Origin of the sequence: Paenibacillus sp. DRB1-1 (assembly GCF_052119485.1) — a bacterium.
In the GTDB taxonomy this organism is placed as follows: Bacteria; Bacillota; Bacilli; order Paenibacillales; family Paenibacillaceae; genus Paenibacillus; species Paenibacillus polymyxa_B.
In genome coordinates this window covers 1,247,205-1,262,404 of the sequence record NZ_JBODQH010000001.1, presented here as the reverse complement: position 1 = coordinate 1,262,404, position 15,200 = coordinate 1,247,205, and the positions used below count along the sequence as shown (strand labels likewise).

4 protein-coding genes are annotated in these 15,200 nt (G+C 49.6%); all 4 read left to right on the top strand.

Annotation, left to right across the window (positions count from 1 at the left end):
* Positions 1-12: 12 nt before the first annotated feature.
* The 4 genes from ACQW03_RS05545 (at position 13) to ACQW03_RS05530 (ending at position 15,192) form a co-directional block, all read left to right on the top strand.
* The gene (locus ACQW03_RS05545) at positions 13-1,419 is read left to right on the top strand and encodes a condensation domain-containing protein (RefSeq protein WP_441948635.1); all 1,407 of its coding nucleotides are present in this window, start codon (positions 13-15) and stop codon (positions 1,417-1,419) included.
* Between the two features lie 2 nt (positions 1,420-1,421).
* Complete coding sequence (locus tag ACQW03_RS05540) at positions 1,422-2,570, top strand: archaeosine biosynthesis radical SAM protein RaSEA (RefSeq protein WP_071639839.1); 1,149 nt, start codon at positions 1,422-1,424, stop codon at positions 2,568-2,570.
* Positions 2,571-2,653: 83 nt separating this feature from the next.
* Entirely contained in the window at positions 2,654-10,276 is a 7,623-nt protein-coding gene (locus ACQW03_RS05535) for an amino acid adenylation domain-containing protein (protein WP_441948633.1), read from the top strand.
* Complete coding sequence (locus tag ACQW03_RS05530; protein ID WP_441948631.1) at positions 10,273-15,192, top strand: condensation domain-containing protein; 4,920 nt, start codon at positions 10,273-10,275, stop codon at positions 15,190-15,192. The genes ACQW03_RS05535 and ACQW03_RS05530 overlap by 4 nt, the downstream gene beginning before the upstream one ends.
* Positions 15,193-15,200 lie beyond the last annotated feature (8 nt).

The window sequence follows — 15,200 nt, the reverse complement described above, 5'->3', positions numbered from 1 at the left end:
GGGAGAGAAACCATGAGCCACCGTCCATTGAACAAAACACGTGTGGAGGACGTCATTGGTTTGACTCCCATGCAGGAAGGAATGCTTTACCACTATTTACGGGACAAGGATACAGGAGCTTATTTTGAGCAATACAGCTATACGCTGCAGGGTCAGCTTGATCTATCTGTCTGCTGTGAGGCGTGGAAATGGACGATTCAACAGCATGAAGTGCTGAGAAGCGTATTCCGCTGGGAAAAGATCCAGAACCCGGTTCAGATTGTCCTGAAAGAACGCGTCCTATCTTTCACTTTCCATGACCTCACAGGAATGGAAGATGTGGAGCAAGAGACGGTACTACAGGAGCTGCGCGAGGCAGACCGTGCTGTAGGATTTGACCTGTCTGAGGGTCCCCTATTTCGGACTACGGTGTTTAGGCTGGCGCATGATCGTCATATCATGATGGTCAGCAACCACCATATTGTGATGGATGGCTGGAGTAATGGCATTGTGCTGGGTGAGTTTATCCGGGCATATGATGCGCTGCGTGCAGGCCGGGAGCCAGAACGATTAGCCAAGCCGCGTTTTGGAGAGTACGTGAAGTGGCTTAGTACGCAGGATAGAAGCGGAAGCAAGGCATTTTGGCAAGCTTACCTGACTGGATATGAGGTTCAGCCCCTGTGTTTACCCGATACAATTGCTGGATCAGAAATAAGCGATACAGCTTGCGAATCGTATGTTTTGCAATCGGAGCTGGTGAGGGGGCTTGAAGCTGTTGCGAAGGAAGAATCCGTGACAGTAGGTACCCTTTTTACAGCGGCCTGGGGTATTCTGCTGCAAAAGGTTAGCAGACGTCAGGATGTGCTTTTCGGCACGACGGTATCTGGTCGCTCTAGCAGCCTGCCTGGAATTGAACGGGTAGTGGGGCTTTTGATGAACACGGTTCCTGTACGGTTACAGTCAGGCAATGGAGATACGCTGCAACAAGCCTTGCTCGATATTCAGCAAGCCAGCGTAGCGAGACAGCCCTACGAAACAACGCCGCTTGTGGATATACAATCTTACGGCAATTTCAGAAGCACAGAGCGTCTTTTTGATACGTTGCTTGTGATTGAAAATTATCCGCTGGAGATCAATCGACAGAGTGAATTGACCTTGGAATCCTTTTCTGGCCATAGCGTAACGGATTATTCACTTCTGGTGAGCATTCATCAAATGGAGCAAACGACCATCCAAATCATGTATCAGCCCTCAAAATATGAGCCGTCCGCGATTGAACTGTTATGTGAACGTTATGTTGCTTTGCTCAGGCTGATCGTTACAGAAAGAGATTATGCCATTCAGAATATTCACTCCTTGACGGAGATGGAAAAGAGACTGGAAGAGGTTTGGGCGATTGAATTTGACTATAGCCCGAATACTTTGAAAAGGAGTGTATGAAGATGAAGAAGCCGAAAGCTTGGGAACAAATGGATTCCTATCAATGGATGACCACGAAAGAAACCGCCCACTATTACCGACTCATCGCCAATTTAATGAAGGAGATTCACGCCAAAATTCCGGATGAACAGTATCATTTGGACAAAGTAGCGACAGAAACGGATATTCGTGAGGAAAACTTTCAGGGAAAAAACTATCAACGCGCAGTCATGTATTTAATGTCTAACGGATGTGAGTGGGCCCTGAAAAACGGAAATGGCTGCACCATGTGCGGTCATTTGGCTAAGCAAACACGTAAAGACGGCCCACTCTCTGCCCATTATTATTTGGAGCAATTTAGTGAGGAATTTAAGCGGATTGATTTTAACAAATATCCTTTACTCAATCTGTATAACAACGGCTCCATTCTCAACGACAATGAAGTTCCGGCTGAAGCGCTGTGGGAAATCATACGCATGGTTGGAGAAAAGCCTGAGATCAAAATGCTGGTCATCGAAACCAGACCCGAATTTGTAACGAAAGAAAATATGGCGGAAATTAAGCGTCTTTTACCGGATAAGCATGTGGAAGTCGCTATGGGGCTCGAAATGATTGACGACTTTTTGCGGTATGTATGCATAAACAAAGGCTTTTCCTTAAAGCAATTTGATAAGGCCGCCCGCTTGGTGACCCAGGAGCTGAATTTACGCAGCTATGTGTTGCTGAAGCCGCCTTTTATTACGGAACAAGAGGCTATCGAACATGCCGTACAAACGATTGAGCATGCTTTTGAGCTCGGTACGACGACCGTTTCACTGGAAAGCTGTACCGTACAGGATTATACACTGGTGCAATATTTAAGTGACCAGGGTGCCTATAAACCGGCATGGCTCTGGAGCATCGTTGAGGTGGTAAAACGGACGGCGCATTTGGGCAAGATCATTGTCGGCTTGTTCCAATTCTATCCTTCCCCTGTCGGGGTGCCTTACAATTGTCCGCATTGTAGTGATCGAGTAATGGAGGCGTTGAAGGAGTATAATCACACTCTTGATCCGAGCGTTCTGGAACATCTGGATTGCAGCTGCAAGGCTGAATGGGAGAAGGAACTGAATCACGTTCATCCTCCTTTTGAGGAAAGACTGAGCATTTTGAATAGTGAATTAATCAAGTGATTCATTGAGATTATCAACTGAAAAATAGGGTGGATTCGTCAGCTCATGAAGACCTGGAACGGTTGACAGAGAGGGGAGTGTGTATGGACAAAAGTACACATTTGAAAGGCCGGATCATTGAAGAATATTGGATGAAAAAATGGTCTCAAGACCTGCCGAGGGAATTACTGCCTACAAGCAGAAGCAAGTCTAACCATCAGCCGGAGGCTCGCAAGGAAACGCTCGAAATGGTTATTCCCAGGGAAACGATTCATCAATTGGATCAAATGTCGAAGGGCTCGGAGTTGGGACGTTTTATTTTGTTCCTGACGGCGCTGTCAGGGTTGGTCTATCGCTATTCGCAGTCAGAGGATATTTGTATCGGCACGACGACGCTTATACAGTCCGAACCAAAGCGGGGAAATGTACTTTTTCTCAAGCCGCGGGTTCAGGGAAGCCGAACCTGGCGTGAGCTTAACGAAGACATGAAGGCCGAGTTTTCTCGAACGATGAATCATCAGGATGTTTCTGTGCCCCTTCTCTATAACAAATGGACATCCGTTCACGGGAGAGAACTGCAAGAACTGTGGCAACTGGCATGTGTGGATGAGGGATTACAAACGGTGACTGAGGACCTGGATCGGTTTGATCTGATGATCAAGCTTGTTCCAAACGAAGAAGGCCGAATGCTGCAACTGGTTTATCGGCCTGAGGTGTATTCGTTGTCGCTAGTCCAATCCTTTGCTGCAAATTTGCTGTATGTTCTGGCTCAATGGCCTGAGAAATCGGCGGTCTCTCTGGAGGATGATGCGGCAAATATGCTGGCTCCACAGCAACGAGAGCTTCTGGTACATGGATTAAATCAGACGGCTGTAGAACTGCCGGGTGTGACCTTGCTGCATCAATTGTTCGAAGAACAGGTGATGACAACGCCTGAACAAGCTGCTGTGGTCGAGGCAGGGTATCGCATTAGCTATAGAGAGCTAAATGCGAAAGCAAATCAGCTGGCCCGTACTTTACAACGTCACGGAGTGGGATCGGATGATATCGTGGGCATCATGGCTGAGCCGACGACGGAGGTCATCATTGCCATCTTAGCGGTATTAAAGGCTGGAGCGGCGTATTGTCCGATAGATCCGACGTTTCCAGTAGAGCGGGTACAGCAGCTTTTAACGGATAGTCGAATGGAGTTGTTGATCTCGCCTCCACAGCATGTGGATACCCATTCTTTTCAAGGAACAGTGCTCGATCTATCCAATCCTGCGTTATATGCGGGGGAGCCGTCTAATCTACCGTTTGAGGGTAGACCTGATCATACAGCGTATGTCATATACACATCAGGCTCGACGGGAGCGCCCAAAGGGGTGGTGATAGAGCATCGTCATATTGTCAATCAATTGGCTGGACTGAAACGTAGCTATGACTTCCATGAACAGTTGAGACATGTTTTGATGGCTCCGTTCACATTCGATCCCTCTGTGCAGCAGATTTTTTTACCGTTAGCTACAGGCGGGACACTATATCTGATTCCAAAAGAGGCCAAAACCGATCCAAGCGCCTTTTGGGGACTGGTACGGAAGGAACGGATTAACGTGTTGAATACCGTACCTTCACTGATGGAAGTGCTGTTGGAACAGGTGACAGATATCGAACATCACTTTGCCTTTATCATGGTGGCAGGTGAGGTTTGCAGCGGCGAGCTGGTACAGCAATTACGCGATAAGCTGAACATAGACAAGCTGCTCAATATTTACGGCCCAACGGAAGCGGCTATTAATACGACTCTGTATGAATGCCTGCCTGTAGAGCAGCGAGCAACACTACCTATAGGCAAGCCTCTGCTGAATTATCAGGTATACGTTCTGGATCCACAGCAACGCTTGCTGCCCTTCGGAGCTACTGGAGAGCTGTTCATCGCTGGCGCTGGACTGGCGCGTGGATACTTATACAATCCACGCTTGACGGCAGAACGCTTTGTGCCGAATCCGTTTGGGACCGAATCAGAACGGATGTATAAAACAGGCGATCTGGTGAGATGGCTGGCTGACGGCAATCTGGAGTTTGTCGGCAGGTCCGATGATCAGGTTAAGATCCGAGGGATGCGTGTGGAGCTGGGGGAGATTGAGTCTGTTCTCAGAAGTCATCCGTCCGTCAAAGAAGCCGTGGTCATTCCGCATGGATCAGAGGAACGAACCGAGGATCTTGCTGCCTTTTATACCTTAAAGAAATTAGGAGCCAGGCAAGACTCTCTGATCGGAACGAGCGATGTCCAGTCGTACTTGAAGCAGCATGTACCGGGCTATATGGTCCCGGCTCATATCGTCTGCTTGGAGTCCATGCCCGTTACAGTGAACGGCAAGGTGGATAAAAAAGCGTTGCCTCTGCACCAGATTGGAATCACCGAACCCCGTGCATATGTGGCACCACGTAATGAGTTGGAAGAACAGCTGGCGGAGATCTGGAAGAAACTGCTGGCCGTACCTGTCGTTAGTGTGGAGGAAAGCTTTTTTGAAGCAGGTGGAAATTCGTTGTCTATCGTGCGACTGCAAAGCAGAATCCACCATCTGCTGAAAGTTCAGCTGACGATTCCGCAGCTCTTTACACATCATACGATCGCCATGCAGGCCAAAATCATTCAGTTCGGCGGTGTAGAGCAACCTACCGAAGTCCTTCGCAAAACGGAAACAAAACGACTACATACCCACAGACCTGAGCTTGGAAGCAAGGGGCGAAACGGTGATGTTGCTGTGATTGGCATGGCTTGCCGTTTCCCTATGGCGGACAATTGCGATGACTTCTGGGACAATCTGTGTCGCGAGGTGGATGCCGTTCGCGACATTCCGGCCCATCGGTTACAGGATATTGCTCAGGGTTCAGATGATGTAGTCGGGCAGTCAAGATCGTTGCCGCAAGGCGCATATTTGGATCGAATTGATGGCTTTGATGCATCGTTTTTTCAAATATCCCCTAATGAAGCACGGATGATGGACCCGCAGCAGCGTCTACTGTTGCAGGTTGTATGGGAAGCGATGGTGAATGCGGGATACTCGGAAAAAGAGGTGTATGGCTCGAAGACAGGAGTGTTCGTAGGGACAGGCACACCGCAATATGTGGACCTTATGCCACAGGTAGAGCCTTCCGCAATTCCGGGGAATTTGCAGGCTGTGATTGCTGGACGGATTGCTTATGCCTTCAATTGGACAGGCCCGGCGGAGGTTATTGATACAGCCTGTTCCTCTTCACTCATCGCCGTGCATCATGCGGTACAGGAGATAACGTCCGGCGGTTGTGAAATGGCTGTGGCTGGTGGTGTCAATCTGTATCTGTCGATGGTGGATGAAAATCTCTTCAATATGGGAATCGCCTCACCTGATGGAAAGACGAAAGCGTACGACGCATCGGCAGATGGTACAGGCGGTGGCGAAGGGGTTGGCGCTGTTGTACTGAAGTCACTGGAGCAGGCGGTGGCTGATGGTGATTATATTTACGCAGTAATCAAGGGAAGCGCAGCTAACTCGGATGGTCGCTCCAACGGGATCACAGCTCCCAATGCGGCAGCGCAGGCTGAAGTGATTGAAGAGGCCTGGAAGCGCGCGGAGATTGATCCGCAGACGGTTTCTTATATCGAAACACACGGAACAGGCACCAAGCTAGGTGACCCTATTGAAATGGAGGGCATTACACGGGCTTTTGGACGGTACACAGATCGTAAGCAGTTCTGTGCGGTAGGCTCAGTCAAAAGCAATATCGGGCATCTGGATTCAGCGGCAGGGATTGCTGGGTTTATAAAAGCAGTGCTGGCCATCACCAAGCGTCAGATTCCAGCATCCCTTCATTTTAAAGTGCCTAACCCACATATTGATTTTGCAAATTCTCCGGTTTATGTTGCTCCGTCACTTCAGGAATGGACGCCAGACTGCGGAATTCGTCGTGCAGGGGTAAGCTCCTTTGGCTTGAGCGGAACGAACTGCCATGTTGTGCTGGAGGAATATGCGATCCAAAGAGAAGTCCCTTCTCTGGGCGAGGAATATGTATTCACCTTGTCAGCCCGGACTGAACAAGCGCTCTACGCTTATGCCAACAGGTTTGCAGCTTATCTGGGAAATACCAACGAAGCTTTGGCAGACATTTGTTACTGCACCAATATCAGCCGTGGAAACGACGCCTGCCGTTTGGCTACCGTCATCGGCTCCCAGGAAGAATTACGGCGTAAGCTCATGCTGTTCGTGGAGCAGAGCGATCATGATTCAGCTTCGGCATTACCGGATTGCGAACGAATATACGTAAATATGACAGCAAAAACAGGGAACAGCCCTGAGCCGTATAGGGTACAGCCTGCGGAATCGCTGGAGCGTATGGCGAAGGCGTATATGCAAGGAAGGGAACTGGAGTGGGAGGACTATTATCACGGACAAAACCGGGTGCGAGTCCCTCTTCCAGGCTACCCGTTTGAAGAGAAGCGCTACTGGGTTGAACCCAAAGTTCAGCAACCACCGCATGTACCAACTAGTGCTGAATTGACCCCTGACACGCAGGAGGAAGCTCCTGATTTCTGGCAGGCTACCGAGACGGTTTTCCAATTTGGTGAACGGTTATTGGAAGAGAGCGGCTTTGCGGTAGAACAGGGCTATAAAAAGGCGGTTGATGAATTTGCGGCCCAGCTTATTATCGGATTATTTAGACAATGGGGGACGCTCACGGAACCCGGAAAAGTATATAAAGAGCCAGAAATGTTGCATACGATAGGAATTACTTCCACATATCAGGGTCTATTTCGGTTCATGCTGCGTTTCGTAGAAGAACAGGGTTACATCTGTATTGACGGTGATAATATCACGCTAACCCTTGAAGGGTCAGCTCCCGATCTGTTGGCCTTATGCACCCAATACGTGGAACAATATCCGGCATTTGCGGGAACCTTCAAGGTGTTGAAGTATTGTCTGGACACCTATCCGGCTGTGCTGACTGGGAAAAGGTCACCCCTGAGTGTGCTGTTTCCCGATGGTACACCGCAATTCCTAGCGGGCTTTGCCAATCAGGGACGTACGCTGGGCGATCTGTGTGAGAAGATGGCGCTGGACGCATTAAAGCAGCATATTTTAGCACAAACGGGAAAACGGCTCCGCATTCTGGAAGTTGGGGCAGGCTCGGGAACGGTGGGCAAGGTCCTTTTCCCAGCCATAGCAGATCGTCAAGTCGAGTATTGCTACACCGATTTGGGCCGGGGCATCATTTTGGAAGCGCAAAAGCAGTTTGCAGCCTACCCGTTTGTTCGATATCAGACTTTTAATATTGAAGAAGATCCTTTGGCACAAGGCTTTGCGCCAGAACAGTTTGATATCATTATTGGCCTGAATGTAGTTCATGCCACGAGCTGTTTGCGGACGTCCTTGTCCCAGTTGAAAAAGGTGCTTGCTCCTGGTGGAGCCCTGTTTATGATCGAAAAAGTGCAGAACGAGCCTGCGGAAAATCTCGTCTGGGGAATGACGGAGGGATGGTGGCTGTTCGAGGATCAGGACATACGAAAGGATTCTCCGCTGGTTCCGACGGAAACATGGGGGCAGTTGTTGAAGGAGGAGCGATTCACGGAGGTACGAACCTTTCCTATGCATTTGTCAAACCGTGCCGAGGCCGAAACCGCGCTGATTATCGGTCGAATGAGCGAGCAAGAACAAGTGAGCAGGGTTGAAGATTTAATGTACCGTGTTCGGTGGATTAAAAAAGAACTGAAGAAGACAAGAGAAGGCGTGCTGGCTCAAGGAAACTGGTTAATCTTCCAAGACAAGCTGGGGATTGGTGAGGAACTGGTGCAACGCTTGACGCACTCCGGTCATCATGTGGTGACTGTAGAGGCTGGGCAAAGGTTTGAAAAAAGGAGCGATCATCAGTACACCATCCAGCTGGGGGTAGAAGCAGATTACATTCAACTCATGAATGAACTGGGACAACGTAACCAGCGCTTGAACGGTATCGTTCATCTCTGGACCTGTACAGCCACCCCGTCACCCCCAGTCAACATTGAAACAGTGGATGCAGGTTTGGAGTCAGGTGTCTATAGTCTTTATTTTCTGACTAAAGCATTACTTCATCAGGGTCTGCATGAAACGCTGGATTTGCGGGTGGTTTCGAACTTTACCCAGCGGATATCGGACGAGCAGCATGTATCACCTGAAAAAGCGGCGATTCACGGTTTGGTCAAAGTTATTTCTCAGGAGCATCCACAATTGCAATGCTTCGGACTGGATGTCGAAACGCTCCACCACACCAACGGGCAAGTGGCGGATCTGATCATGACCGAGCTGCAGGAGAACAAAACGGATTCATTCGTTGTCATCCGTCAGGAGCGTTACATCCAAGGTATGGCCCGTCTCGAATCGGATACTGTAAGCACTCCAGATAATCGGAATCATCCGGGTATTCCACCCCGGCGTTCCATCACCGTTCGTCCGGGTGCAGTGTATATCGTGACTGGAGGCGCAGGGGGATTAGGACTGGAGGTTAGCCGGTATTTATCCGAGCAAGCCCCGATCCATCTAGTCATCGTGAACCGAACGGAGTTGCCGGAAAAATCGCAATGGTCACTCATCATAAATGATCCGGTGCAAAGGAAGGCTGATACCGTAATTTACCGTAAGCTTTCGGCCTTTGCAGACATGGAAAAACACGGATCAAAGGTGCATTATTACGCGGGAGATGTGGCTGATTATAGGCAGATGCAACACATTTTTGACGATGTACAAGCTCGTTATGGCCCCGTTAAGGGAGTTGTTCATTGTGCGGCAGCTAGCGGCGACACCAGTCGTCCGCTGGAGATTCAGAATTTGGGTGATTTTCGCAAGGTGCTTCGTCCCAAAATTCACGGAACGCTGGTATTGGATAAGCTTCTGACGGAACAAGAGACAGATTTCTTTGTTCTGTACTCCTCGGTAGCCTCGCTATGGGGCGGAGCTGGTGGTGGGGATTATGCGGCTGCCAATGCGTTTATGGATGCCTTCAGCGCACAGCGTAACATGCGGGGGCAAACGACGCTTGCGATCAACTGGTATGCGTGGGAGGGACTCACAGGACCAGGGTGCATGGACTATATGGAAGTATCAGATGCGCTGGCTGCTTTCCGCATGAGTCTGTCTTATCCGCTGGATCAGGTGGCAATCGGCAAGTTTGATACACAGAAGCTCCGTGAATGGGCGCCGATGATGAAAATTCAGCTTGCGCCGGATATGTTGACGAGTCGACGCCGAGCTGTAGCTAAATCCACCAAGGAAGCAAGAGCTCTGCCATCTGTCGATCCTAACCGTTTGGTGACAGATGTGAAGGTCAGTCTGAAAGGGAAAACGACAGAGCCTTACACAGAGCTGGAACAGCAGATCGCCCAAATATGGGCAGAGGTGCTGGGATATGAGGAAATTGATGTAGGTCAACATTTTTTTGAAATCGGCGGAGATTCCTTGCTTATTTTGAAAGTGCTGAGTCTTCTGAATGAACGGGTTGATCCCGAAGTGGAGGCCGGGGATTTGTTCTCGTACGGTACAGTTGCGCAGCTGGCGCAGTTTATGGAAAACAGGCATGCCGCCAGCACGAGAGAAGTGACGGACGTAGAACCGCACTTACAGGTTGAAGTTTCCGGCGCGGACGAAGCGGACGAGGATTTACGAAGCCTGATCAAGCGTGTAAAGGAGGACGCTATTTCAGTGGATGAAGCTATGAAAGGATATGAAAGCATATGAGGGATACGTTTGTTGAAGCCATTTTGCAGCTTGTAGCCAAACAGGAATTATCCGAAGAGCATGCGTATTCTCTGATCAAGCAATATCAGGTTCGGCTCAAAACTGCTTCATCGTCCGCAGCCCATGATGGAATAAACCGCAACAGGGATATAGCCATCATCGGCGTAGCCGGACGGTTCCCGCAAGCAGATACCAAGGAACAATATTGGAGTAATCTGGTCAACGGTTTGAATGGGATACGAACGTTTCCAAGCTCACGTTTGGAGCAGATTCGTCCCTTTTTGGATGAAGAGAACCAAGGGCCATATATGCCGGCAGGCTATTTGGAGGAAGTTGATACGTTTGACGCGGCATTTTTTAATATTCTTCCCGGTGAAGCCAAATATATGGACCCGCAACAGCGTATGTTCATGGAAACCGGTTATGAGGCCATAGAGGATGCAGGCTATGGCGGTGAGCGCATTCGTGGCTCACGAGTGGGGGTATACGTGGGCTATAGCGAAGCGAGATACAAGGAGCTGATTGAAAATGAGTCGTCCACCGCCTTTGTCGGGAACTTTCCGCCAGTGATCGCAAGCCGTCTCGCTTATGCGCTGAATCTGTCCGGTCCAGCATTGAGTGTAGCCACCGCCTGCTCGTCATCCCTGGTTGCCTTGCATCTGGCCTGTGAGGGATTGCGCGCTGGAGATTGCAGCATGGCGTTGGTGGGTGGAGTAGCCATTGGTGCGTTACCCACCAGGATGGAGCCGGGCGGGCTGGGGATTACTTCTCCGCAAGGACAATCACGCAGCTTCGACGCGGATGCCAACGGTACGGGATGGGGCGAAGGTTGTGGTGTTGTTCTAATCAAGCCACTGGAGCAAGCCGAGAGGGATCACGATTATATTTACTCCGTGATTAAAGCAAGTGCCATCAATCAGGATGGTGCCTCCAACGGATTGGCCTCCCCGAATGCCCGAGCTCAGGAAGAAGTGATTGTAGAGGCGTGGAAGCGTGCGGGCATTGACCCTTCGACGATCTCTTACATCGAGGCTCATGGAACGGGGACCAAAATTGGAGATCCGATTGAAATTAAGGGGATTACAAATGCCTTTCGCAGGTATACGCAAAACAGACAATTTTGCGGTATCGGCTCGGTCAAAAGCAATATCGGTCATCTTGATTCCGCTTCAGGCATGGCAGGATTAATCAAAATGATCATGGCTTTACAGCATAAGCAGCTTCCACCCACCCTGCATTTTGCTTATCCTAATCCGTTGATGAACTTGCATAGTTCTCCGGTCTATATCCATACGAAGCTAACCGAATGGCGAAGTGAGGACGGAATACCACTGAGGGCGGGTATCAGTTCATGGGGGTTAAGCGGAACAAATTGTCATGTGGTGCTGGAGGATTATCAGGGAAGCAGGCCCTCCCTTTCTTCGTCCTCCGATCTACCCTGCGGTGGGGAACGTGTATTTACCCTTTCGGCATACAGTGAGGATTCACTGCGAAGATTGACTGCCCGATATATTGATTTTTTGGAGAGTGACGATATTCCCTCTTTGGAAAATATCTGTTACGTCCTGAATACGGGCAGAGAGCATCATGCTTATCGGCTGGCGATTCCGGTCACGGATCGACGCAGTCTTTGGACAAAGCTCAAACAGGCTTACGATGCTTTGGTTTGTCAGGATGGAACCGGGCTGGAGCAGCAGGGGATTTTCTGTACCATTTGCAGCGAGTCCCTGACAGAAATGGCGCTGGATACAGATGATGCCCGGATGATTGCCCGGCGATATGTTGCTGGGGAGAACAGGCGCTGGGCGGAGGATTATCCGGCAGGTGGGTGTGTCAAAGTACCCTTGCCTGCATACGCTTGGGAAAAGCAACGATATTGGGTGGACCCGCCGATCCAACGTCGAAGCAGCAACCGCGATAAACAGGTGTCAGCTTATAGCGAAGCACGCGTTTTCTTTGGTGACGGATATGTTCCGACGGAAACAGAAGACAGGCTGGCACGTATCTGGGGCCGAATTTTAGGCATTGACAAACTGTCTGTGGATGCAGATTTTTTCGAACTAGGCGGGGATTCTCTGCTGGCAACAGATCTGATTACTGCCATAAGCCAGGTATTCCATACACGAATTACATTGGTTGATTTGTTTGGACATCCCTGCATTCGTGAGCTTGCCCAGCTTATTTCAGGCGAAAAAAAATCGGATTACCAGTCTATTGAACCTGTGTCTCCACAAGCATTTTATCCCGTATCCAATGCGCAGCGCCGTCAGTTTATTTTGAAGCAGCTGGCAGAAGGCAATTTGAGTTACAACATGCCCGGAGCGGCTACGATCACGGGACGCTTGGATGTGGAACGCTTTAAAGCTGCTTTTGCTGCGATCATTCGTCGCCATGAATCCTTTCGGACGGTGTTTGATGTTGCGGAGGATGAAATTGTGCAAAGTGTTCTTCCACAGGCTGAGCTTGATATATCCCTGGGAGTGGCTCTAAAGGGAGCAGATGTGCAAAAGCTGATGGAGGAATTTGTCCAGCCGTTTTCTCTGGGAGAGGCTCCTTTACTTCGGGTACGCTTGCTGCGATTAACGGAAGAATGTGATGAAGAGGACAAGCATTTGCTGATGTTTGATATGCATCATATTGTTTCGGATGGCGTTTCCATGGAGATCCTCATTCGGGAATTTACCAGTCTTTATGCCGGGCAGAACCTGCCGCCGCTGCGTATCCAATATAAGGACTACGCTGTATGGCAAAATGCTTTTCTGCAAAGTGAGCAGATGCTGCAACAGGAGCAATTTTGGCTGAGGACGTTAACGGAAGGACCGGAGTCAGGATTGCCTGTTCTGAAAATGCCCAGTGACTATCCCCGGCCACCTGTGATGACTTTTGAAGGGGGGGTGTACTCGTTCACGATTAACAAAGTGGTCGCTGAACGCTTGCGAGCGATGGGGCAGGAGCATGGCGCTACGCTGTATATGACGCTTCTTGCTGTATACAATGTGCTGCTTTATCAATACACAGGGCAGGAGGATATCATTGTAGGCTCCCTCATTGCCGGCAGACGTTATGCGGGTGTAGAGCATACGATAGGGCTTTTTACCAACTACTTGCCTATTCGTAACACTCCAGCGGGTGAGCGTCGCTTTGCGGACTTCTTAGAGGAGGTGGCTCATCGCACCATAGCCGCGTATGATCATCAGGATTATCCATTTGAAAAGATGGTGGAGCATCTGGATCAGAAGCGCGATCTTTCACGCAACCCTATTTTTGACACCATGCTTATTTTACATAACCAGGGGATGCAGAGAACCCAATTTACGATGGGAGATTTGATGCTGAACATGGTGGACTGGGCCAAGCATAGTTCAACCATGGATTTAAAGCTCGACATTTTTCAGGGAATGCAAGGGGAACTGAAATGTACCTTTGAGTATTACTCCTGCTTGTTTCACGAACAGACGATCACTGCGCTGGCAGGACATTTGCTCAGCCTGATCGACCAGATTGTGGACCAGCCTGAGCAAGCTTTAGCGGAGTACCGGATTTTTTCATCTGAGGAAGCGGAGAAGATGAAACAGAAACGGCAGGAAAAGGACTCTACTTTTGCGCTTCCTGCGATCTGCCCGGCACCGGAGGCTGAACAGCACCCTTTATCTTTTTACCAAAAGCAGATATGGCGACATCGAGGATCAACCCCTCACGTGATCGTTCATGCAGTGTGGAAAGGCAAGGTGGATCAGACGTTATTTGTCAGAGTGCTGGAAGAACTGCAAGCCGAACACAGCACGCTCAGAACAATCTTCAGGGAAGAGACAGCTGGGCCGACTCAGCAGGTGCAGGCGTATCTTCCGTTGGATTACAAATTCACAGATGTAATAGAGGGGGATGCAGCTTCTTGGGCGGAACACCGTGTGGCTGTGGAGTATCAAAACCCGTTCGAGTTACGACAAGGTCCGCTGTACCGGATACGCTTGGGTTGTGACAGCAACGAACGATGCCAATTGATCGTCGCCGTTCATCCATTACTAACGGAGTGCCTGAACCTGAAAGATTGGCTGGAACAACTGTTTATTCGCTATTCCGCTGCTGTTACGGATTCGGCAGTGGATACAGACTACATGTTTCAGTCCATCTCGCAGATTGATTTTACTTATTGGCAACAACGGTTGCTGCAGGAAGGATATTTGGAGCCTCAAAAGGCATATTGGACTGGGGTACTGCAAAAGCCGCTCCCTCTGATCGGATTGCCGTTCAAACGCGGGGAAGAAGCTTTTGTAACATCCGAGTGGACTTCTATTGAAGTGCCTCTCGCCACAGAGGAGACTGAAGCGCTAAAAGCTTTTGCCTCCAGTCATGAAGGTTCTGTTACGGACGTTCTATTCGCCTGTTATTTCCTGCTGCTGCGGCAATTAACGCATGCGGAGGAGCTTTTGATCTATGTCATACATTCCGAAGGACATCCGGTTCAGGGGAGCGGAGTACCTTTACGTATCCAGCATCCTGTGCCAGTCAGAGTTTCGATGGAGGGACTTTCGTCGTTTAATCCTTTGCTAGAAAAAGTGAAGGACAAACATCAAGCTGCGCTTCAAGCTGTTTTATATCCGTTTCATTTGCTGCTGGACCCTAATGAGTTGAAGAGCGGGACGGAGGCTTCATTCCGTTATAAAGTCGTCTTTTGCACAGAGGATGTGACTAGATCTTTACCCGAGGTAGGGGCAGTGGAATTGCGTGTATACCCCTCAGAGCCAGCAGCACTGCAACTGTCAGTCGTGAAATCAGTAACCGGACTGACCTGTTCCCTGAGGTGGAATACCGCTTTGCTGGAATCTTCCTATGTTCACTCCATGCTGGAAAGGTATCACAAAATAATCAAGACCATTGCTAGTAGTGTGTCCAACCTGTCTAAGGTATCCCATTAACGTGCGGT

Excerpts from the sequence above, each read along its gene's own strand:
- ACQW03_RS05535 (WP_441948633.1), top strand. The coding sequence starts at position 2,654 with ATGGACAAAAGTACACATTTGAAAGGCCGGATCATTGAAGAATATTGG.
- ACQW03_RS05540 (WP_071639839.1), top strand. The coding sequence starts at position 1,422 with ATGAAGAAGCCGAAAGCTTGGGAACAAATGGATTCCTATCAATGGATG.
- ACQW03_RS05530 (WP_441948631.1), top strand. The coding sequence starts at position 10,273 with ATGAGGGATACGTTTGTTGAAGCCATTTTGCAGCTTGTAGCCAAACAG.
- ACQW03_RS05545 (WP_441948635.1), top strand. The coding sequence starts at position 13 with ATGAGCCACCGTCCATTGAACAAAACACGTGTGGAGGACGTCATTGGT.